This is a genomic window from Mesorhizobium sp. CNPSo 4684 (genome assembly GCF_057784315.1).
The window spans coordinates 175619-197121 of the sequence record NZ_JBWLUX010000008.1; the positions used below are offsets into that span (position 1 = coordinate 175619).

At 62.9% G+C, this 21503-nt stretch carries 23 protein-coding genes; 12 read left to right on the forward strand and 11 right to left on the reverse strand.

Annotated elements, in window-relative coordinates:
- Positions 1-254 precede the first annotated feature (254 nt).
- Positions 255-1052 carry a glycoside hydrolase family 25 protein gene (locus tag AC04SG_RS09650; protein ID WP_488550829.1) on the forward strand — a complete coding sequence of 266 codons (798 nt, stop codon included), beginning with the start codon at positions 255-257 and terminating at the stop codon, positions 1050-1052.
- 93 nt (positions 1053-1145) lie between these two features.
- Positions 1146-2375 carry a lytic murein transglycosylase gene (locus tag AC04SG_RS09655; protein ID WP_488550830.1) on the forward strand — a complete coding sequence of 410 codons (1230 nt, stop codon included), beginning with the start codon at positions 1146-1148 and terminating at the stop codon, positions 2373-2375.
- Between the two features lie 50 nt (positions 2376-2425).
- Here the strand turns inward: AC04SG_RS09655 and AC04SG_RS09660 are convergent, their stop codons facing one another.
- Complete coding sequence (locus AC04SG_RS09660) at positions 2426-3325, reverse strand: LysR family transcriptional regulator (protein ID WP_488550831.1); 900 nt, start codon at positions 3323-3325, stop codon at positions 2426-2428.
- Positions 3326-3445: 120 nt separating this feature from the next.
- Here AC04SG_RS09660 and AC04SG_RS09665 point away from each other — a divergent pair, with 120 nt between their 5' ends.
- On the forward strand, positions 3446-4177 hold the full coding sequence (locus AC04SG_RS09665; protein WP_488550832.1) for an SDR family oxidoreductase: 732 nt from the start codon (positions 3446-3448) through the stop codon (positions 4175-4177).
- On the opposite strand, the gene AC04SG_RS09670 is transcribed toward AC04SG_RS09665, so the two are convergent.
- Positions 4174-5394, reverse strand: a complete 1221-nt coding sequence (locus tag AC04SG_RS09670) for an alanine racemase (protein WP_488550833.1) — start codon at positions 5392-5394, stop codon at positions 4174-4176. The genes AC04SG_RS09665 and AC04SG_RS09670 overlap by 4 nt on opposite strands.
- A gap of 214 nt (positions 5395-5608) precedes the next feature.
- Between AC04SG_RS09670 and AC04SG_RS09675 the strand changes: the two genes are divergently transcribed.
- The gene (locus tag AC04SG_RS09675) at positions 5609-6526 is read left to right on the forward strand and encodes a DMT family transporter (protein ID WP_488550834.1); all 918 of its coding nucleotides are present in this window, start codon (positions 5609-5611) and stop codon (positions 6524-6526) included.
- A gap of 503 nt (positions 6527-7029) precedes the next feature.
- Here the strand turns inward: AC04SG_RS09675 and metF are convergent.
- The gene (gene metF, locus AC04SG_RS09680) at positions 7030-7947 is read right to left on the reverse strand and encodes a methylenetetrahydrofolate reductase [NAD(P)H] (RefSeq protein WP_192258471.1); all 918 of its coding nucleotides are present in this window, start codon (positions 7945-7947) and stop codon (positions 7030-7032) included.
- A complete protein-coding gene (locus AC04SG_RS09685; protein ID WP_488550835.1) occupies positions 7947-8969 on the reverse strand; it encodes an ArsR/SmtB family transcription factor in 1023 nt (340 codons plus the stop codon). The genes metF and AC04SG_RS09685 overlap by 1 nt, the downstream gene beginning before the upstream one ends.
- Before the next feature lie 166 nt (positions 8970-9135).
- Here AC04SG_RS09685 and tsaA point away from each other — a divergent pair, with 166 nt between their 5' ends.
- Positions 9136-9642: a tRNA (N6-threonylcarbamoyladenosine(37)-N6)-methyltransferase TrmO gene (gene tsaA, locus AC04SG_RS09690; protein WP_488550836.1), complete on the forward strand. Its 507-nt coding sequence runs from the start codon at positions 9136-9138 to the stop codon at positions 9640-9642.
- On the forward strand, positions 9639-9953 hold the full coding sequence (locus tag AC04SG_RS09695; RefSeq protein ID WP_203278703.1) for a DUF2293 domain-containing protein: 315 nt from the start codon (positions 9639-9641) through the stop codon (positions 9951-9953). The genes tsaA and AC04SG_RS09695 overlap by 4 nt, the downstream gene beginning before the upstream one ends.
- Before the next feature lie 60 nt (positions 9954-10013).
- Here the strand turns inward: AC04SG_RS09695 and AC04SG_RS09700 are convergent, their stop codons facing one another.
- Positions 10014-10559: a hypothetical protein gene (locus AC04SG_RS09700; RefSeq protein WP_488550837.1), complete on the reverse strand. Its 546-nt coding sequence runs from the start codon at positions 10557-10559 to the stop codon at positions 10014-10016.
- A 114-nt stretch (positions 10560-10673) separates the two neighbouring features.
- On the opposite strand from AC04SG_RS09700, the gene AC04SG_RS09705 reads away from it, so the two are divergent.
- Positions 10674-11636: an aminotransferase class IV gene (locus AC04SG_RS09705; protein ID WP_488550838.1), complete on the forward strand. Its 963-nt coding sequence runs from the start codon at positions 10674-10676 to the stop codon at positions 11634-11636.
- A gap of 152 nt (positions 11637-11788) precedes the next feature.
- The gene (locus AC04SG_RS09710) at positions 11789-12631 is read left to right on the forward strand and encodes an SDR family oxidoreductase (protein WP_488550839.1); all 843 of its coding nucleotides are present in this window, start codon (positions 11789-11791) and stop codon (positions 12629-12631) included.
- A 61-nt stretch (positions 12632-12692) separates the two neighbouring features.
- On the opposite strand, the gene AC04SG_RS09715 is transcribed toward AC04SG_RS09710, so the two are convergent.
- Positions 12693-13331 (reverse strand): MOSC domain-containing protein, encoded by a 639-nt coding sequence (locus AC04SG_RS09715; protein WP_488550840.1) that lies wholly within the window; start codon positions 13329-13331, stop codon positions 12693-12695.
- On the reverse strand, positions 13285-13956 hold the full coding sequence (locus AC04SG_RS09720; protein WP_488550841.1) for a TetR/AcrR family transcriptional regulator: 672 nt from the start codon (positions 13954-13956) through the stop codon (positions 13285-13287). The genes AC04SG_RS09715 and AC04SG_RS09720 overlap by 47 nt, the downstream gene beginning before the upstream one ends.
- Positions 13957-14068: 112 nt before the next feature.
- Here AC04SG_RS09720 and AC04SG_RS09725 point away from each other — a divergent pair, with 112 nt between their 5' ends.
- The 3 genes from AC04SG_RS09725 (at position 14069) to AC04SG_RS09735 (ending at position 15589) form a co-directional block, all read left to right on the forward strand.
- Complete coding sequence (locus AC04SG_RS09725) at positions 14069-14491, forward strand: hypothetical protein (protein ID WP_488550842.1); 423 nt, start codon at positions 14069-14071, stop codon at positions 14489-14491.
- 31 nt (positions 14492-14522) lie between these two features.
- Positions 14523-14915 (forward strand): VOC family protein, encoded by a 393-nt coding sequence (locus AC04SG_RS09730; RefSeq protein WP_488550843.1) that lies wholly within the window; start codon positions 14523-14525, stop codon positions 14913-14915.
- 107 nt (positions 14916-15022) lie between these two features.
- Positions 15023-15589: a methyltransferase family protein gene (locus tag AC04SG_RS09735; RefSeq protein ID WP_488550844.1), complete on the forward strand. Its 567-nt coding sequence runs from the start codon at positions 15023-15025 to the stop codon at positions 15587-15589.
- On the opposite strand, the gene AC04SG_RS09740 is transcribed toward AC04SG_RS09735, so the two are convergent.
- The 3 genes from AC04SG_RS09740 to ettA all read right to left on the reverse strand — a co-directional run bounded on the left by AC04SG_RS09740 (position 15590) and on the right by ettA (position 19308).
- Positions 15590-16711 carry a beta-ketoacyl-ACP synthase III gene (locus tag AC04SG_RS09740; RefSeq protein ID WP_192258538.1) on the reverse strand — a complete coding sequence of 374 codons (1122 nt, stop codon included), beginning with the start codon at positions 16709-16711 and terminating at the stop codon, positions 15590-15592. It abuts the gene before it with no gap.
- A gap of 129 nt (positions 16712-16840) precedes the next feature.
- The gene (gene tam, locus AC04SG_RS09745; RefSeq protein WP_488550845.1) at positions 16841-17611 is read right to left on the reverse strand and encodes a trans-aconitate 2-methyltransferase; all 771 of its coding nucleotides are present in this window, start codon (positions 17609-17611) and stop codon (positions 16841-16843) included.
- Positions 17612-17658: 47 nt separating this feature from the next.
- The gene (ettA, locus tag AC04SG_RS09750; RefSeq protein ID WP_488550846.1) at positions 17659-19308 is read right to left on the reverse strand and encodes an energy-dependent translational throttle protein EttA; all 1650 of its coding nucleotides are present in this window, start codon (positions 19306-19308) and stop codon (positions 17659-17661) included.
- A 237-nt stretch (positions 19309-19545) separates the two neighbouring features.
- Between ettA and AC04SG_RS09755 the strand changes: the two genes are divergently transcribed.
- Positions 19546-20832 (forward strand): GGDEF domain-containing protein, encoded by a 1287-nt coding sequence (locus AC04SG_RS09755; protein ID WP_488550847.1) that lies wholly within the window; start codon positions 19546-19548, stop codon positions 20830-20832.
- Between the two features lie 3 nt (positions 20833-20835).
- Here AC04SG_RS09755 and AC04SG_RS09760 read toward each other — a convergent pair whose 3' ends face one another.
- Positions 20836-21453, reverse strand: coding sequence for a hypothetical protein (locus AC04SG_RS09760; RefSeq protein WP_488550848.1), 618 nt, complete (start codon positions 21451-21453; stop codon positions 20836-20838).
- Positions 21454-21503 lie beyond the last annotated feature (50 nt).

The following is a 21503-nucleotide window of genomic DNA, read 5'->3' on the forward strand; positions in this document are numbered from 1 at the left end:
TCGGTTTATGTCATCGATTTGCCGCCATTGCTTCCGCAAAATCGGTGTTCTTGTCGAGCGCCGTCAACCTGTTATCAACCATGATCGGCGATCACTGGTGCATGTCGCCCAAAAGTGCTGAGCGGTTTTGGGATAACGACATGCACGAGAAATAGAGAATCGGGCGATGCTGTGGGGCGATCGTCTGGTCTGGTGGGGCTACCCGCAACAACAAAACCCAACAGCGACCGGCTGATTCCGGCTCGGGAAATGCGATGCGCCGTTTCGCGGCCCTCATCACGTTGACGCTGCTGGCCGCCTGCTCGACCGCCGGCGATCTCGTGCCGTCGATGTCGCCTTCGAGCAGCCCGACGGTTGCGGTGCACGCACCGCGTTTCGAAGACTCCAAGCCGCATGAATGGGACAGCGGCGCGCCCTGGAATTACGCCGTTCACGGCACCGATGTCTCCAAGTACCAGACGTCGGTCGACTGGCCGACAGCCAAGGCCAGCGGCATCTCCTTTGCCTTCATCAAGGCGACCGAGGGCGGCGATCGTTTCGACGATTATTTCAACGAGCATTGGGCCCGCACCAAAGCCAATGGCATTCCGCGCGCGGCCTACCATTTCTTCTATTTCTGCACGCCGGCCGCCACCCAGGCGCGCTGGTTCATCGAAAACGTGCCTGTCGACCGCTCGGCCATGCCGCCGGTGCTCGACATGGAATGGAACCCGAAATCGCCGACCTGCCGGCTGCGTCCGGATTCGGCGACGGTGCGCGCGGAGATGACCACCTTTCTTGAAATCGTCGAACGGCACTATGGCAAAAAGCCGATCATCTACACCTCGGTCGACTTCTTCGACGACAACGACCTTTCGACGTTCCGCGGCTATCCCTACTGGCTGCGCTCGGTTGCCGGCCATCCCCGCCAGAAATACGGCAGCCACCCCTTCACCTTCTGGCAGTACACCGGAACCGGCATCGTTCCCGGCATGACCGGCAAATCCGATATCAACGTTTTCAACGGCAGCGAAACCGCCTGGAAAAAGTGGCTGCGGCAGAACACGCATTGACACCGGGCGCAACGGCAGCGAAGCCGTCCGAAACCGCAGGCCGCGGCAGAACACCCGTTGACACCGGCGCCGCCGCCTGCTTTTCGACGGTCCATGCGAACCGATTTGCAACCACAGGGATATCAGGGCCGGAAACAGTCGAAGAACCGACTGCGCTCCGGGCTGCTCGCGGCCCTGCTGCTCAGCGCCGCGGCCATGCCGGCGGCAGCGCAGGAATGCGGCGGCGACTTCGAAGCCTGGAAACAAGGCGTGGCGGCGGAAGCCAAGGCAGCCGGTGTCGGCGCTGTCGGCCTCGATGCGCTGGAAGCCGCCAACATCGACGACAAGGTGCTGGCGCGCGATCGCGCCCAGGGCGTCTTCGCCCAGACCTTCATCCAGTTCTCCAACCGCATGATCTCGGCCTACCGGCTGAAGCAGGGTGCGGCCAACCTGAAGAAATACGCCGACGTCTTTGCCCGCGCCGACCAGCAGTTCGGCGTCCAGGCGCCGATCATCACCGCCTTCTGGGGGCTGGAGACCGATTTCGGCGCAGTGCAGGGCGATTTCCACACGCTGAGCGCCTTGGTGACGCTGTCGCATGACTGCCGCCGCCCGCAGCTGTTTAGGCCGCAGCTGGTGCCGCTCTTGATGCTGATCGATCGCGGCGCCGTGCCGGCCGACGTCACCGGCGCCTGGGCCGGCGAGGTTGGCCAGACGCAGATCCTGCCCTCCGACTATCTGGCGCGCGGCGTCGACGGCGACGGCGATGGCATCGTCGACCTCAGGCGCAGCGTGCCCGACGTGATCATGACAACGGCCAACAAGGTGCTGTCGCGCGGCTGGAAACGCGACCAGCCCTGGATCGAGGAAGTGCGCGTGCCCGAGGACATGCCGTGGGAGCAGACCGGCCGCACAAACAAGCTGCCGCTGTCGCAATGGGCCGCCTGGGGCGTTACCAATCCCGACGGCACGCCGCTGATCGACAACGGCCTGAAGGCCGGCCTGGCGCTGCCGATGGGCCGCAAGGGCCCGGCCTTCCTCGCCTATGACAATTTCGACGTCTATCTCGAATGGAACCAGTCCTTCACCTACGCCCTGACGGCGGCAAACCTCGCGGCGCGGTTGGCAGGGGCAAAGCAGTTCGATCCGCGCAATCCCGAAACCGGGCTCAATGGCGATCAAATGAAGGAATTGCAGACCAAGCTCGAAGCGCGTGGCTACGATGTCGGCACGGTCGACGGCATTCTGGGCACCAACACTCGCGAAGCCATCCGCAAGGAACAGATGCGGCTTGGCATGCCGGTCGATGGCTGGCCGACGCCGGAACTGTTGGGGAAGTTGTGAAGAAGTAGGCAGCAGGGCGTAGGCAGTAGAACCTCCCCAAGCTGTATTCCCTATTCTCTAGTCCTCGCCCGAACGAAATCGATAAATGCTCTCAAAGCCGGCGGGACGTGTCTCGAACTTGGGTGATACAGGAAGAAGCCTGGGAAGCTGGGCGACCAGGGCTCAAGAAATCTCACCAGCCTGCCAGCCCCGATCGACGGCTGGACCTGATAGTCGATCATGTAGGCGACACCGGCTCCACCCAGCGCCGCATTCAGCATCAGCCCGGTGTCGTTGACGGTCAGGCTGCCCTGGACTGCGATTTCAAGAACCCGTTTGCCGCGCGAAAACTCCCACCGGTAGATGTTGCCGCCGCCCGGCCATTGAAAATTGATGCATTGGTGCTGGTGCAGATCCTGGGGATGACGGGGAATTGCGCGGCCTTCAAGGTAGGCCGGGGCAGCCACCGCCGCCATTTGCAGATCCTCGCTGAGCTTGACTGCCACCATGTCCTTCTGCAGCCGCTCGCCGAGACGGATCCCGGCATCGAACCGGCCCTGGACAATATCGGTCAGCATGTCGTCGACGATCACCGTCAGCGCGATTTCGGGATAGGCGCGCTGGAAGTCTCCCAGGATAGGCGCGATGAAACGCATCGCCGCGACGCGCGACACGTTGATGCGCAGCGATCCCGCCGGCCGATCCCGTCCGGCCTGAACGTCGGCAACAGCACCGTTCAGTTCGCCGAATGCAGCCACCAGCCGGGCAAACAGCGTATCGCCGGCAGCGGTCGGTGAAACACTGCGGGTCGTGCGGTTGAGCAGCCTGACCCCGATACGAGCCTCCAACTGCCGGATCGATTGGCTGAGCGACGGCGGTGACACACGCAGCCGCGCCGCGGCGCGAACGAAACTGCCCTCCTCCACGATCGCGGCAAATGCCTTGAGCTGGGAGAATTCGGAACCACGCATTGTGTATTCCTGGATTAACAAGCCAGTTAGATAATAGTCCATTATATGATCAGTTGTATTGCCCTATTTCTCAACCATCGGCCTGCCGACCGCGGGCCTGAACGGTTGAAGGAATTGATCATGTCCCAGTCCTTGCGAGGTAAAACCGCACTCGTCACCGGCAGTTCGCGCGGTATCGGGCGAGCCATCGCCGAGGGGCTCGCGGCCAAGGGCGCTGCCGTCGTCGTCAATTATGTCAGCAACCGGAAAGCAGCTGACGAGGTCGTGGTCGCTATCGCCAGCAAGGGCGGAAAGGCAATCGCCATTGAGGCCGACATGTCCGTTCTTGCCGATGTCCGTCGCCTGTTCGACGAGACCGAGAACCAATTGGGCGCGATAGATATTGTCGTTGCCAATGTCGGCGTCGCCATCATCAAGCCGTCCATCGAGGTGAGTGAAGCCGATTTCGACCTTGTCTTCGGAACCAATGCCAAGGGCACGTTCTTCACGCTTCAGGAAGCAGCGCGCCGTGTACGCGACGGCGGCCGGATCATCGCGGTCTCCACTGGCGGCACCAAGATGTTCTTCACACAGACGGCGCTCTATCTCGGCAGCAAGGGTGCCGTCGAACAATTCGTCCGCGTGCTCTCGCGGGAACTCGGGGCACGCGGCATCACCGTGAATGCACTGTCGCCGGGCTTCACCGACACGGACCTGCTTCCCGAGCGCGATCGTGCCGTGGCCGCCGGCATGTCGCCCTTCGGCAGGATTGGCGCCACGCGCGACGTTGCCGATGTCGCGGTCTTCCTGGCCAGCGACGAGGCCCGCTGGCTGACCGGCGAGAATATCCAGGCCGGTGGCGGGGTGGCCTAATCCGCCATCGTCTCCAGGCTGGCAAAGCCCTCCGGCGCATCGCCTTCGTCGAAGGGCGTCGTCACCTCGACGAAAGTGTCGGGATAGAAACCGTTGAAGCGGGTCCGCAGCGACAGCGAATAGGCGCCGATATGGCCGATCTCGATCCAGTCGCCGGTGTCGACGGTTTCCGGTAGCCAGAACGGCCTGGACAGGATGTCGACGGAATCGCAGGTCGCGCCGCAGACCTTGAACGGCACGATGTTCTTCTCCTCGCCATTGCGCGAGCGGATCGCCGGATCGGGGATGAATCGCGCCGGCAGCGTGATCTTGCCGGTCCATGAATCCGACAGCGACGCCCAGATGCCGTCATTGATGTAGAGCCGCTTGCCCTTGCGCAGCAGCACGCGCACGATCAGTGAAAGGCAGCGCGCCACGATCACCCGACCAGGCTCGGCCACCAGCGGCACCTGGTCGAACTGATATTCCACGAGGTCGCCCGACAGCCGCGACATGATCTGGCCGAGCGACGGCATCTCGACCTGCTTGCGGTTGGGATCATGGCCATATTCGGCGGGAAAACCGCCACCGACGTCGAGACCGGCCACGTCGAAGGTCAGCCGGTTGCGCACCCAGTCGGCCGAGGCCAGCGCCCGCTCATAAGTGTCGGGATCCTCGATCTGGCTGCCGACATGGAAGCAAAGCCCAACCTTGTAGCCGGTGCGGTTGAGCCGCTCGGCAAGCTCCACCGCATAGGCCGGCCCGGCGCCGAATTTCTTCGACAGTTCGTAAGCCGCCGAGCCCTTGGTCTGGATGCGCACGAAGACGCTGATGGCGCCCGGATCGATATCGAGCGCACGCACCACGCGCGTCAGCTTGGTGATCTCGTCCTCATGGTCGAGCGAAATGACGCGGATGGCGTATTTCTCCAGCGCCAACTTGATGTCCGACTGCGCCTTGACCGGATGCATGTAGAGCATCTCGGCATCGGGTGAGACCGCACGCACGGCGGCGAACTCGCCGGGCGAAGCCACATCGAAGGCAGTGACGCCGGCTTCGACCAGCGCCTTCAGCACGATCTGCTCGCCATTGGTCTTGACCGCATAGGCGGTCTTGCCGGGAAACATGCCCATGAATTGTTTGGCGTCCGCCTTCAGCACCTGCGGGCGAAAGCAGTAGACCGGGTCGTCAGGACGAAGCGCCAGCGCCGCCTCGCGGGCATTCTCGAATCGCTGCATGGACGAATCCCCTGACTTCTCGGCTGCGCACAATTAATCCAAGCTAGCGGCTAAAGAAAACGATTCTGTGTCTCGCGGCGCTGATGCTACGGCGTTAGGTCCAAATGGGTACGTCTGCCATCCGATCAGGTTTCGGGTGGCCCTTGTCGCTGGACCCGATATGCCTTTTGCCTGACCGACTGGCGCTCGCGCCGTCTGGGGAGGACGATTCGAAATGGCAATTGCCACGACATCCGTGCAGCGCGGACCGATGACGCTCAGGGACTGGGGCCAGCTTCTGCTGCTCGGCGCGATCTGGGGTGGCTCGTTCTTCTTTGCCCGCATCGCCGTTGCCGAGATGCACCCGCTGGTGCTGGTGCTGTTTCGCGTCGCCATCGCGGCCGTCGCGCTGCAGCTCTATCTCGCCATTCGCGGCCCGTCCTTCCGCCTCGCCTTTCCACATGCCGGCCTGTTTTTCCTGCTGGCGCTCGCCAACAATGTCGTGCCGTTCTCGCTGATCTTCGCCGGCCAGACCGCGCTTGGCGCCGGCGTCGCCTCGGTGCTCAATGCGACGACGCCGTTCTGGACGCTGATCCTCGCCAATGCGCTGACATCGGACGAAAAGCTGTCGTGGAACAAGCTTGCCGGCATCGGGCTCGGCATCGCCGGCACCGCGGTCATGATCGGCCCCGGCCTGCTGGCCGGGCTCGGCGGCCCGGTCTGGGCGAAGTTCGCGCTGATCGGCGCCTCGCTGTCCTACGCTGTCGCGCTGATGATCGCCCGCCGCTTCAAGGGCATGCCCTCGCCCGTCATCGCCACCGGACAATTGACGGCGTCGACCATCATCATGATCCCGGTGGTGCTGTTCACCTACGGCCGGGCCGGCCTGTTCTCGGCCTCGCCGCCGGTCTGGGCGGCGGTGCTGGCGCTGGCGCTGCTGTCCACGGCCTTCGCCTACATTCTCTATTTCAACCTCGTCGCCTCTGCCGGCGCCACCAACGCGTCGCTGGTCACGCTCATCGTCCCGGCCAGCGCCATTCTGCTGGGCCTGCTGTTCCTCGGCGAGCGGCTCGCTCTGTTCGAGTTTTGCGGCATGGCCTTGATCGCCTTCGGCCTGGTGACGATCGACGGACGGGTGTTTGGTCGGCGCTAGTGCATGTCGCTCAAAAGTGGACCCGGTTTTGAGAGAACGACATGCACAAAAACAAAGACCTAAAGCGCGTTGCGTGAATCCGCTCAAACGCGACGCGCTTTAGGGATGGTAGCGCTGCCATGCCACGCTTCCGCCACAGACCCGTCACAATTTATTCACAGCCCGCCGGCGGGCAATTGCCGAAGAGTTTCAATGCCTAACACCAAATGGCAGGTCGCAAATTCCACAATCGCGTCGCATTGCAGCATATTTTCCGCTTGCCTGTGGCACAAATGACCCTAGACTCCGCCCATAGCTCTTTCATAGAGGAGGCTATGACATGGGACTTACGAGGCCAATCAACGCATTGATGATCTGTGCTGCATTTGCCTTCATTGGCGCCCTTATCATAGGCGTTCTTCCGTAACCGCCAGAGCGGAAGAAGATAGCAGCAAATAGCCCACAAATTCGAAAGGCCGGGTTTTTCGCCCGGCCTTTTGCATTTCAGATCATCACGGTGAGACTCAGGCCGCGGCCGACCCAGCCACTTCCGTTTCGTGCGAGCGGATGCCGATCATGTGGCAGATCGCGAACACCAGGTCGGCCCGGTTCATGGTGTAGAAGTGGAAATCGCTGACGCCGCGCTCGACAAGGTCGAGCACCTGCTCCGCGGCCACGGCCGATGCCACCAAAGCATGCGTCTGCGGGTCGTTTTGCAGCCCCTCGAAGCGCTCGGCCAGCCATGCCGGCACCAGCGCACCGCAGCGTGCCGAGAAATTGGCGACCTGGGTGAAATTGTGCACCGGCAGGATGCCGGGCACGATCGGGATGTAGATGCCGGCGCGGCGCGCCTTCTCGACGTAACGCTCGTAGAGATCGTTGTCGAAGAAGAACTGGGTGATCGCCCGCGTCGCGCCATTGTCGGCCTTGCGCTTCAGCATGTCGAAGTCGGTGGCGAAGTCAGGGCTTTCCGGATGCTTTTCCGGATAGGCCGAGACCGAAATGTCGAAATCGCCGGCGCCCTTCAGCGCGCCGACCAGTTCGGCGCCATTGGCATAACCATCGGGATGCGGCCGGTAGGCGGTGCCGACGCCCGCCGCTGGATCGCCGCGCAAGGCGACGAAGCGTTTCACGCCCATCTCGGCGAATTCGCGAACCACGGCGTCGACCTCATGGCGGGCGGCGTCAACGCAGGTCATGTGCGCCGCCGGCGTCAGCGTCGTCTCGTTGAGGATGCGCTTGACCGTGCGGGCCGTGCGCTCGCGCGTCGAGCCGCCGGCGCCATAGGTCACCGAAACGAATTTCGGCTTCAGCGGCTCCAGCCTGGTGACGGTGTCCCAGAGCCGCGCCTCCATCTCGTCGGTCTTCGGCGGAAAGAACTCGAAGGAGACGCGGACCTTGTCGCCAATGTCGGGACGGCGGGAAAAGCGGAACTGGTTCATCAGGCGGTTTCCCCAATTTGGTATGCTTTGGCCGGCAAAGAGTCGTTGGAAGGTTCGGCGATCAGCACGCGGCGGTCGCGGCCGAGCCACAGCTTGACGGTGAGCCTGGCTTCGTTGCTGCCGCGCGGCTCGAACTCCTGGGCATCTTCGAGGTCGAGTTCAGCCTCGGCAAACCATTCCGATATCTGCCGATCGGAAAAGCCCAGTCTGACATGCGCATGCTGATCACGCAGGAACTCCAGCGCATGCGGCGCGAAGTCGACGATTACCAGCCGGCCCGCCGGGCGCAGCAGCCTCGCCGCCTCGCGGATGGCGCGGGCGGGGTCATCGAGATAGTGCAGCACCTGATGGATGGTGACGAGGTCGAAGGCATCGCGCTCGACCGGCGGCGCAAAGATGTCGCCCTGGCGGACCTGCGCATTGGCAATGCCGGCCTTGTCGAGATTGGCGCGCGCCACCGTCAGCATCTCGCGCGACATATCGATGCCGACGCCACGCCGGTAGAGCGGCGAGAAGATCTCAAGCAGGCGCCCGGTGCCGGTGCCAAGATCGAGCATCGACTGGAACGGCCGCTTGCCGACCAGTTTGAGGAGTGCTGCTTCCACCGCGCGGTCCGGCACATGCAGCGAGCGGATATGGTCCCAGCTCGCAGCGTTTTCGGAAAAATATTCGGCGGCGCGATCCTGCCGCTTGCGCTTGACCGACGCCAGCCGCTCAAGGTCGCGCTCGACCTGCGGGTCGGCGCCGCGAATGCCGGAGACCAGCCCCATGACGAAGTCGCGCGCGGAATCGGTATCTGACAGCCGGAAGAACGCCCAGGAGCCTTCCTGATAACGGCCGATCAGCCCTGCTTCCAGCAACAGCTTCAGATGGCGCGACACGCGCGGCTGCGACTGGCTGAGGATCTCGGTGAGATCGGACACGGTAAGGTCGCCGCGCGACAACAGCGCCAGGATGCGCAGGCGGCTCGATTCGGCCGCCGCCTTCAATGTATCCACCATCGTATCGAGCGAGACATGCATTGGCGTATTCTCGTTGAAAAGATATAAACATATGTTTATGTCAGCTTTAACGACATGGCAAGACCTATGTCGCTTCCTGACAAGAAAATGCCGCACGTGTGATCCCCATGGCCGGAAAGCGCTTTTCCGTCACGATCGACGGAAACCTATGCTAGAGGCGAAAGCCATGTTCGAGACGCGCGACGGCGAAAAGCTCCTGCAGTCAGACCCGGCTGACATGCCGCCGGATGGCCACATCGTGTTCATCGGCCGCATCGCCTCGCCATGGACATCGCGGGAAAGCTGCCCCAAGAACATGCGCGCGGCCCGCGAGACGGGACAGGCGGCGACGGTTGTCATCGACCCACCCTATCGCGAGGGCCTGCTTGCGCTGGAGCGCGCCAGCCACATCATCATCCTATCCTGGCTGCATCACGCACCGCGGGGACTGATTGTCCAGAAACCCCGCCATGCGGCTGAACCGAAAGGCGTTTTCTCGTTGCGCTCCCCCGCCCGGCCGAACCCGATCGGACTCCACGTAGCCAAGCTGACCGCCGTCGATATCGATACAGGCCGCATCGATATCGACGCCATCGATGTGCTCGACGGCACGCCGGTGATCGACATCAAACCCTATTTCGCCTCGACCGATGCCTTTGCCGGGGCAACCATTGCCGGGCGCGACGAGACATGAGCGCGCCCACCGGCCGCCGCCGCGCCATCGCCAAGGCGCTGACCGCGCTGCTGCCGCTGGCGCCCTATGCCGACATGGAGAAAATCCGCGCCGAGGCTGGTGCGGTGCATATGAAGACGCTGCCGCCGAGCATTGCCGTATGGCTGGCGACGATCGCCCATATCAGGCACGGCCATACCGACTATGAGAAACTGCTGGCCGAGGGCTATGATCGCGACTCGGCGCGGTTCTTCGTCATCGAGCAGACCAACATGGTGCTGACCCGCTGGCGTGCTACGCGCCTGCTCGATGCCGACGACGAAGAGGAATGACTGTTTTTGTGCATGTCGTTCTCTCAAAACCGGGACCACTTTTGAGCGACATGCATTAGGCTACTGCCGGCTCAGCACGGCAACGGCGTTGTAGGGCTGGCCGTCGGCCTGCCCGACCCAGGTCCAGGACAGGTTTCCTTTGAAGAACCGGACGGTGATGCCGCCACCGTCGATGCACTTATCCTGACCGTAGGCGATATTTTCCCGGTATTCCGCCGAACTCTCGTCCCGGGAAATCTGGGTCAAGGATCCTCCGCAGCCAAGTGAAGGATAGTCGATCGACGCAGCGCCATCGCCAATGGTCATGGCGATTGCCCAGTCGGCGCCGGCAGCCCCGGCCGGACTCTGATGGCCGCTGCCGGTCCAGATGCCGTTGAGCCCCGTCGCGTTGACCACGCAAGGCACGTTCTGGAAGATCGGCGTCAACTCGCTGCCCGTCTTCTCGCAGCGATAGGTCTGGCCGTTCTGGCACAGCTCCTCTCCCTCGCGCGCGCACTGCGCAAAGGCCTCGCCGGTAACGAAGACGAGGAAAACTGCAAAGATGATGGTCTGAAAAAATCTGCCCATGTTGCCCCCTCCCGGCCGGATATTTTCATGGCTGACCATAGGGCAAATCGAATGTGCTACCTAGGACAAACAGCGCTGCCTGAGTGGCTCTATGCCGTCGACTGAAGGCCGCTAGCCTGATCATCCTGCATTGAGCCGAAGGGACCAACCGCCATGAACCGAAGCGCAGCAGCAGGTAGCATTGCGCCATTGCCGACCCTGTCCGAGCGCCATATCGACCCGCATTCCTATCCCGACGGTATCGCCTTCCTCGACGGCCAGTATCTGCCGATGTCGCAAGCAAAAATCTCGGTGCTGGATTGGGGTTTTCTGCATTCCGACGCCACCTACGACACCGTCCATGTCTGGGACGGCAGCTTCTTCCGCCTCGACCTGCATCTCGACCGCTTCTTCGCCAGCTTGCAGAAACTGCGCATGACGGTCCCGTTCGACCGCGACGGGGTGAGCGAAATCCTGCACAATTGCGTGGCGCTCTCGGGCCACCGCGCCGCCTATGTCGAGATGCTGTGCACGCGCGGCGCTTCGCCGACCTTCAGCCGTGATCCGCGCCAGGCGATCAACCGCTTCATGGCATTTGCCGTGCCGTTCGGTTCGGTCGCCAATGCCGAGCAGTTGCGGCGTGGACTGCATGTCGCCATCAGCGACAAGGTGCGCATTCCGCCGGCCTCGATCGACCCGGCGATCAAGAACTACCACTGGCTCGACCTGGTGCGCGGCCTCTACGATGCCTATGACCGTGGCGGCGAGACGGCGCTGGTCCTCGACTTCAACGGCAATGTCGCCGAAGGCCCCGGCTTCAACGTGTTCTGCGTCAAGGATGGCAGCCTGTCGACGCCGGCCATTGGCGTGCTGCCCGGCATCACCGGGCGCACTGTCTTCGATCTCTGCGCCGAAGCCGGCCTTGCCGCCACGGCCGCCGATGTCAGCGTCGCCGCGCTGAAGGCTGCCGACGAAGTCTTCATCACCTCCACCGCCGGCGGCATCATGCCGGTGACGATGATCGACGGCACGCCAATCGCTGACGGCAAGGTCGGGCCGTTTACCAGCCGGCTGATGGCGCTCTACTGGCAAAAGCATGACGACCCGGCCTGGTCGAGCCCGGTGCGCTACCCCTGACCAGCCGAGCGCCTTGCTTAGCCGGACGGTCGGGGCAAAAAAGATTCCTCCTCGCCTCTGGAAAATCGCGCGATGCGCCGTATATGGCAGAAACGGAGAAGCCTCCGTTTCCATCCCCAATTCACGGCCCGCATGGGCAAGGATTCCACGTCATGACATCAAAGGTTTGGTTCATCACCGGATCGTCAAAAGGTTTTGGCCGCGTCTGGGCCGAGGCTGCGCTCGCGCGTGGCGACCGGGTCGCCGCAACCGCACGCGATGCCGGCACGCTCGCCGATCTCGTCGCAAAATACGGCGACAACATCGCCGCGATAAAGCTCGACGTCACCGACAAGAAGGCCGTCGTTGCCGCGATTGCCGAGGCACACAAGCGCTTCGGCCGTCTCGACGTCGTCATCAACAATGCCGGCTATGGCCATTTTGGCGCCATCGAGGAAGTCAGCGAGCAGGAAGCCCGCGACCAGATCGAGACCAACGTCTTCGGCGCGCTCTGGGTCACGCAGGCGGCGCTGCCGATCATGCGGGCGCAGCGTTCCGGCCACATCATCCAGATCTCGTCGATCGGCGGCGTCAACGCCTTTGCCTCGCTTGGCCTCTACCACGCCTCCAAATGGGCGCTCGAAGCCTTCAGCCAGTCGCTCAGCCTGGAAGTCGCTGAGTTCGGCATTCATGTGACGCTGGTCGAGCCGGGCGGCTTCTCGACCGACTGGTCCGGCGCCTCGGCCAAGACCTCGAAAGCGATCGAGGCCTATGCACCCGCCCGCGCCGCCATGGCCGAGCGCCGCAGCCGCGCCGTGGCCGGCGATCCCGAGGCCACCGGACCGGCAATGCTTGAAATCGTCGACGCGGCCGAGCCGCCGCTGCGCGTGTTCTTCGGCGACGGCGGCCTGCCGATGATCAAACAGGAATACGCCAACCGCATCGCGCTCTGGGAAAAGTGGGACCACGTTTCCATCGAGGCGCAGGGCGCGAAGAAGAACCGCAAGGCAGCCTGAACACGTCTGTTAAATCCGGCTGCGCCGTCCCGGCGGCGCAGCCAGCTCTCGTATCGTTGAGCTACGGTCGATAAATCCACTGCTCCGGCACGCGCACCGAGATCTCTTCGCCGACCGTGATGCTGCCCGGTTTCTCTACCCAGCCAACCAGGCCGCGCAACCGCTTCGCCGCCTTCGGGAAGGCCAGCGCGCCCATCTCGTGATCGGCCATATCAGCATTTTCGGCGACCGAACGCCCGGCAAGGCGGCAAGGCCCATTCTGCGCATCGACCTTGATCGTTACCCCGCCTTTGAAGAACAGCAGCGTGCCTGAAGGCAACATCGAGAGATGCGGAACGCCCTCGATTAGCAGATTGGCGCCTATCCATTCCGGCTTGATCTCGGCTAGCCCCATCCGTCCGGCAACGATGGCCAGTTCGTCCGCCGCCACGATCGACAACTGTCGCTCGTGGCGCATTTCGGTGCCGCGTGGATACCATGGCTCGCGCCCGCCGGAGCGACGCGTGGCGCCGGCATGAAAGTCGCCTGATATGCCGTCGAAGCCGAGCTGCAATGCTTCCACCGGGCGCGTCTGAAAATGATCTGATGGCGCGACGTAGAGTGCCGCCACCTTGGCGGCCAGCTTCCTGGCCGGGATGATTTCGACCGGCTTCTCAGCTTCGGGGAAAAGGTCCAGCGTGGTGTCCTGTCTCTGAATCATGCCTTTGGTTTTGCCTCCCGAGCGGCAAGGCCGCAAGAGCGGTTTCGGCCAAAGCCCGCAGCTCTTCGACCGAAGCGCCGTCCCGCGCCTGGATCGACATGCCGTTCATGGTCCCGGCCAGGTATTTGGCGATGCCCTCAACGGGAATTCCTTCCGGCAAGTCACCTTTTGTCTTGCCCTCCGCCAGCCGTCCAGCGATCGCCGCTTCGCTCGCCTTGCGATATGTCTTGAGTTCATCGGCGATGGCTTGCGCCTGCGGCGAAGTCGCCAGCGCACCGCTGACGAACAGGCAGCCACCGGGCTTGCCGGGCCTGGAATAGGCCTCCGCTGCCCCTAGCAGCAACCGCCGGATGGCCTCCCGCGTCGACACCGGTGCGCTCAGCGCCTCCAGCGCAAAGCCGATCTCTGTCTGGTGGTAGCGCTCAAGCGCCTTGCGGAACAAAGTCTCCTTGTCGGTGAAGGCATTGTAGATCTGCGGCGGCGTCAGCCCCATCGCCTCGCGCAGCATGGTGAGCGACGTCGCCTCGTAGCCATGCTCCCAGAACAGATGCATCGCCGCATCCAGTGCCCGGTCGGGGTCGAAGGCACGCGGCCGGCCGCCACGCGGCTTTTCCAAATCATCCATAGCGATCGTTACGAAACCTGTTGACTCGCTCTCCCTCCATAACGTAACAATCGATACGAAACATGGCAAGAAGCAACTACAGTCCATGCGATCTCCAGGAGAGGATAGAAAAATGCCCATCACCGTAACCGCACCGCAAGGCGTACTGACCCCGGCCGGAGAGCGCGAGATCCTGCCGCGTCTCAGCGCCGCCCTGATCGAAGCGTCCGGCGCCACCGGCAATGCGTTCTTCACCGCGATCGTCGGCGGTACTGTCCACATCTTGCCGCCGCACCACATCTATGCCGGCGGTGCCAATCGGCCTGTCGTCATGGTCGAGTTGAAATTGCCCAACATTGGCCTCGGCTCGCTTGAAGCCCGCAGCGCTTTCATCACCGCTGCCGCCAGCATCGTTGCCGAGCTTTGCATCCCCGGTCACAAGCCCGAAAACACCTGGATCAACATCGTCAATGCGCCCGACGGTGGTTGGGGCATCGGCGACAGGCAATTTACCGGCGACGCGCTGATCGCAGCCGCAACCGCTGCCGCGCATTGACGTGGCAAGCGCAACGACCAGGAACAAACCGATGCGGCTCTCCCCTTCGCTGTTCTTCACCACCAATTGCGAACCGGCGCTGGCCTTCTACGAACAGTGTGGGCTTGGCCGAGCAACCATCCTGCTGCGCTGGGGCGACAACGGCATGCCGGTGCGAACCGAAGCCATGCGGGGAAAGGTGCTGCATGCGCGCTTCGAAGGTCCGGGCGTGCTGTTTCATGCCTCGGACAATGACGATGCGGAGCCGATGAAAGGCTCCGCTTTGATGCTGGAGTTCGACGACCAGGCCAAAATGCGGGAGCTTTTCGACCGCATGGCCTCGGGCGGCCGGATCACTGTACCGCTGGCACGGCAAATTTGGGGAACCAGCTTCGGCATGCTGGTAGACGCATTTGGCGTGCAGTGGATGTTCTCGGGTGAATGAGCGTGGATCACGATCATCTTACCTGAAAGCGGCACCGGTCCCGTATTGCGCCGCATTGCCGCCGTGCTGCGCCGGCTTCATGGTGAGACAGTCGGTGGAGGTCTCCCATGCGTCCCGGTACGGCAATCGCATTGCTCTGGCTGATCTGGGTGGTGTCCTGGTTTCTAGCCGCCTTTTGGTCCGACCCCGCGCAAAGGCGCGCCGGCATCCAGGCGGAGTTTCGCTATCGCGCTTTGTGGATGATCGGCGCGGTGCTGCTGTTCATTCCCGCGCATGGCTATGCCGGCCGGCTGCGGTTCTGGTTTCCGACCCTTGCCCAAGCCTGGATCTGCGTCGGGATCATTGCCGTTGGCCTGTTGTTCGCCTGGTGGGCGCGGCTGCATCTCGGCCGCCTCTGGTCGGCTTCGGTCACGGCGAAGGCCCAACACCGTGTCGTCGACACCGGCCCCTACGGGCTGGTCCGCCATCCGATCTACACTGGACTGCTCTTGGCAATCCTGGCCACCATGGCGGCCAAGGGCACGGTCTGGGGCATCGCCGGCGCGGTCTTTCTCACCGTCGGCATCGTCGTCAAGGCTAAGCTCGAGGAGCGTTTTTTGCGCGGCGAACTGGGCAGCGCCTATGACGACTATGCCCGCCGGGTGCCAATGCTGGTGCCGTTCACCCCAGCCTGACTACAGCATTCTGAGCAGCGCGCCACCTATCGAATAGCCGGCGCCGAAGGCGCACAGCACGCCGAAATCGCCGGGCTTCATGTCGGCGTGGTTTTCCGAAAGCGCAATGATGGCGCCGGCGCCGGCGGTGTTGCCGAGCCGCTCCAGCACCATCGGCGCACGGTCGTGGTCGACCTCATGGCCGAAGGCCAGTTTCAGGATCATGGCGTTCATCCGCGCATTGGCCTGATGCAGCCAGAAGCGCCGGACGGCTTGCGGCGTCAGCCCGTGCTCGGCCAGGAATTCGACGATGAATTTGTGGCCGGCGACGGTGACTTCCTTGAACACCTTGTTGCCGACCTGTTTGATCAAATTGCCTTCGAGGCTGATCATGTACGGATCGTCCTGGGCAGTGCGGGTGTGGTAGCCCAGATTGGTGCGGATGTTGTTCGACATCTGCGTCCAGGTGCGCGTGTCCAGCACTTCGAAGCGCCCCGGCCGTTTCTCGCCCTTGGCCAGCCCTTCGACCACCATCGCCACGGACGCGTCGCCGAAGATGAAATGCGTCTGCCGGTCGCGAAAATTGAGATGGCCGGTGATGATCTCCGGCGTGACCACCAGGACGCGTTTGTGCGCGCCCGTCCGCACCAGATTGACCGCGATGTGCAAGGCGGCCGCGGCCGACGAACAGCCGAGGCCCATGTCGAAACCGGCGCCGTTGGTGCCCAGCGCCTCCTGCATTTCGATGGCGATCGCCGGATAGGGCCGCTGCTGGTGCGAGGCCGAGCAGATCACCAGGTCGATATCTGACGGATTCAACCCTGCATGGTCGAGCGCCTTCCTGGCCGCGGCCACGCCGAACTCGGCCTGCAGCGACAGCGCATCGTCGGGCCGCGCCGGGATGCGCGGCGCCATGCGGGTCGGGTCGAGAATGCCTTCCCGCTCGATGACATGGCGGGTCTGGACGCCCGAGGCATGGACGATGAAGGCGCTGTCCGATTTCTGCAGCAGCGTCTCGCCGGAGACCTCGCGACGCGCATTCTCGGTATCGACCCAGGCATTGAAGCTGGCGACCAGTTCTTCATTGGTGATCTTGGCTTCAGGGATTTCAACGCCGATGCCGCTGATGATGACGCGATGCATTTCCAATCCGTCCATGCGCAGGCGTTGTCGTCCTCATGTGGGCGACGAATAGGCGCGACGCAACACTTTTCTCACCCGGCCGGTTTACGCCGGCTTAAGACAGGACATTGGCCGGCATTTACCAGAGCGCTAGCCCGCCCGCTTGGCGACAATGAAGATGCGCGGGAAGCGCAGCAACACCTTGCCGTTCGCCGTCTTCGGGTAGGCCTTGGCGATCTTCGCCGTGTAGCTCTCCAGAAACACTTTGCGCTCGTCGGCGTCCAGCGGATCGAGAAAGGGCTTCAACCCGGTCGACTTCACCCATTCGACGATCGCTTCGGCATCAGCCAGCGGATGATTGTAGGCCGTATGCCAAATATCCACCCGGTCGGAGAGCGGCGACAAGAGGTCATAGTAGAACGACACCGGCGGCAACGGCCCGCGCGCCGCACCCGCCATCTTGGCAGTGAACGGCATTTCGGCCGCGGTCTCGCGCATCAGCTGATGCGAAGGCTCAAGCAGATTGTCGGGCATCTGGACGGCGAGCGCGCCGCCGGGCGCGAGAAAGCCCATCAGCCGCTGGAAAACAGCCGGATGCGTAGGCAGCCATTGGAACACCGCATTGGCAAAGATAACGTTGACCGACTCGGCCGGCTGCCATGTCGAGGCGTCCGCAAGGTCGAAGTTGACGCTGGGCAGGCGCGCCCTCGCCTTTTCGATCATGTCGGGAGAGGTGTCGAAACCGCTGATCTGCGCATCCGGCCAACGCTCGACCAGCAGCTCGGTCGAATTGCCCGGGCCGCAGCCAATGTCGACCACCCGGCGCGGGAAATCGACCGGCACTTGCGCGACAAGATCGCGCGCGGGCCGCGTACGCTCATCCTCGAATTTCAGATATTGGGCGGCGGACCAATCAGCCATTTGAGCTCCTCATATCGTCTTGAGAATTCGCCGCCCCGGTTGTTCCCTTACCGCGTCAGCCTCTTGTAGGTCATGCGGTGAGGGTTGACGGCCTCAGGCCCGAGCCGGCGGATCTTGTCCTGCTCGTAATCCTCGAAATTGCCCTCGAACCATTCGACATGGCTGTCACCCTCGAAGGCGAGGATGTGCGTCGCCAGACGGTCGAGGAACATACGATCGTGCGAGATGATGACGGCGCAGCCACCGAAGTTTTCCAGCGCGTCTTCGAGTGCCGCCAGCGTTTCCGTGTCGAGATCGTTGGTCGGTTCGTCGAGCAGCAGCACATTGCCGCCGGTCTTCAGCATTTTTGCCAGATGCACGCGGTTGCGCTGGCCGCCGGAGAGGTTGCCGACCTTCTGCTGCTGGTCGCCGCCACGGAAGTTGAACGACGCGCAATAGGCGCGCGTGTTGGCTTCGAACTTACCGAGCTTGACCACTTCGGCGCCGCCCGAGATTTCTTCCCAGACGGTCTTTGACGGATCGAGCGCGTCGCGGCTCTGGTCGACATAGCCGAGCTTGACCGTCTCGCCGACGCGGACCGTGCCGGCGTCCGGCTTTTCCTGTCCGGTGATCATGCGAAACAGCGTCGTCTTGCCGGCGCCGTTCGGGCCGATGACACCGACAATGCCGCCCGGCGGCAGCTTGAACTCCAGCCCTTCGATCAAGAGCGTGTCGCCGAACCCCTTTGACAGGCCGTCGACCTCGATCACCACATTGCCGAGCCGTTCGCCATGCGGGATGACGATCTGCGTATCTGTCGGACGCCGCTTGTCGGCAGCGTCCAGCAGGTCCTGGAACGCCTGGATACGCGCCTTGGACTTGGTCTGGCGAGCCTTGGGGCTCGACTGGATCCACTCGCGCTCGCGGCCGATGGCGCGCTGGCGGGCGTCGTCCTCGCGGCCTTCCTGCTTGAGGCGCTTGGCCTTGGCTTCGAGGTATTTGGTGTAGTTGCCTTCATAGGGAATGCCGCGGCCGCGATCGAGCTCGAGGATCCATCCGGTGACATTGTCGAGGAAGTAGCGATCGTGGGTGATGATCATCACAGCACCCGGATAGGCGCGCAGATGCTTTTCCAGCCAGGCCGTGGTCTCGGCGTCGAGATGGTTGGTCGGTTCGTCGAGCAGCAGAAGGTCGGGCTGGCGCAGCAGGAGTTGGCAGAGCGCGACGCGGCGGCGCTCGCCACCCGAAAGCTTGGTGACGTCGGCCTCCTTGGGCGGGCAGCCAAGCGCTTCCATCGCCATCTCGACCTGCTGTTCGAGATCCCACAGGTTCAGCCGGTCCATCTCGTCCTGGAGCTTGGCGGACTCGTCCGCCGTCTCGTCGGAGTAGTTCATCATCAGTTCGTTGTAACGTTCGATGATGGCGGTCTTGGCTGCGACGCCTTCCATGATGTTCTCGAACACCGTCTTGCTCGGGTCGAGCGCCGGCTCCTGCGCCAGATAGCCGACGGTGGCGCCTTCGGCGAGCCACGCTTCGCCGTTCCACTCCTTGTCGATGCCGGCCATGATCTTGAGGATCGTCGACTTGCCGGCGCCGTTGGGGCCGAGAATGCCGATCTTGGCGTCCGGGTAGAAGGACAGATGAATGTTTTCGAGCACCTTCTTGGTGCCATAGGCCTTGTTGAGGCCGGCCATGTGATAGATGAACTGGCGTGCCACGCGCGCTTTCCCTGACAGTTGACCGAAAATGTCGGATTGAATGGAGGTTGGGCGCTATGTAGGCGATGCCGGGCCGAACGGCAATCGCTTTTGCCATTTCAAGCCAGGTGTACACCGCACGTTAAGTTTCCCGCCGGTCGCAGGCGCGCTGAAATCTCCGGTTAACCCTTCCGCGTCAAAACAGGATCGATCGCTGGCTTTCCGCGATTTCGAAAAAGAGAGATCGGACCGACGGCAGTGCTGAACAGTTTCCTGCTCCTTGCCGAAGCTGTGGTCTACTTCAGCGTCATGATCACGCTGTTCCGCTTCAGGGATCGCATCGGCCTCGGCGTCTTCGTCTGCGCGCTGGGCGTCATGCATTTCCTGGAAACCTACCTCGCCAGCGTCTTCTACGTCGCTTTGCCCTTCGGCATGGTCTCGCCGGGTTCGGCGGTGCTGTTTTCCGGCAAGCTGGTGATGCTGCTTCTGCTCTACATGAAGGAAGACGCAGCCACGGTGCGGCAGCCCATCTACGGCCTGCTGCTCGGCAATGCGCTGATGATCGGGCTAGTCCTGATCCTGCGCCTGCATGACATTTCGGCGCTTTCCGGCGGCAAGCTTCCCGATATCGGTTTCATCGACCAGATGGGCTGGCTGATGGTGTGGGGCACGACGCTGCTTTTCATCGACGCCATCCTGATCATCCTGCTTTACGAAAAGCTCGGGCGTTATTTGCGCAAGGCGCCGTTCACCCGCATCCTGATTTGCGTCGCCTGCGTGCTGACCTTCGACCAGGCCGGATTTTTCACCGCCCTGCATTTTGTCGCCGGCGCGCCGATCGCAGTCTTTTTCGGCGGCTGGTTCGCCAAAATGGGCGCGGCCTTTACCTATAGCGCCATGCTGGTCGCCTATCTCAGATGGTTCGAGACGCGGCACGTTGTAACGCCGCGTGGACTGTCCGACGTCTTCGATACCTTGACCTACCGCGAGCGCTACGAAGCCCTGGTCGAATATGTCGGCCGTGACGGCCTCACCGGCCTTTTGCACAGGGGACGTTTTGACAGCGATGGCGAAAATTCGGTCGCCGTCAGCCTGCGCACGGCCCAGCCGCTCAGCCTGCTGATCGTCGATGTCGACCATTTCAAGTCGATCAACGATCGCTTCGGCCATGCCGAGGGCGACAGGGTGCTGAGATCGATCGCCCAGGTGCTGACCCAGGCGGCCGGCGCGCAGGACCAGGTTTTCAGGATCGGCGGCGAGGAGTTCGCCATCCTCTGCTCGCAACCGCATCCGGTCGCCAGATTACTTGGCGAAAACATCCGCCATGCGGTCAAGGGGTGCGCAAACCGCTTCGACATCAGCGTCAGCGCCGGCATCGCCACTGTCAACGAGACGGTCGGCTCGCTTGCCGATCTCTTCGCCCTTGCCGATGAACGCCTCTACAGGGCGAAGTCCACCGGCCGCGACCGCGTCGTCGGCGAGGCGCGGGACGATGCCGAAGATTTTCGGCACGTGGACACCCGGCACAAGCGCGTGAAGCACTGACGCCTATTGGCTCCGCTTGCGCTGCTGCAACGCGCCGACCGCAACTGAGACGGCCATCAGCACGACCGCCAGCCATTTCAGCGTGGTGATGATCGGACCGGCATCGATGTCATAGGCGATGAAAAGCAGAATGCCCGGCACGAGCAGGCCGCACATGATGAGCGTGATGCGGTTAATCTGCCAGGATACTTTTGCCGCCAGCGCCTCGTCGCCGGCCTCGGTGACAAGGCCGGCGCGCATCTCCCTGGAGGCCAGGAGTATGCTCGACAGCCGCATGGAGATCGGCAGGCCGAGCCCAATGATCAGGAAAGCGCACGCAGCCAGCAAAGCCGAGAATTTGAGCGCACTCGTCTCGGCCGGCACCGGAAACAAGAGGGTTGCCAGCGGCAGGAAGACACAGACGACACCGAGCGCGGCGATGGCGATGAAGATCACCGCATTGACCATCGTGAACCGCTGGTAGCGGCCGGCCCCGATCGGTGCGGCAAGCACGCGCATGCGCGCCCATTCCGCATCCGTATAGGAAAAGCCCGGCCATTCCATGCGAGCGTCCTGGATTGCGATCATTCCCTTGGCCCAGAAAGCCAGCCGCGCCAGCGCGCTTGAAGTCATGCCACTCATCGCAACCCCCGTCGCATGAAATGCGTCAGACCATATCACCGCGTCACTGC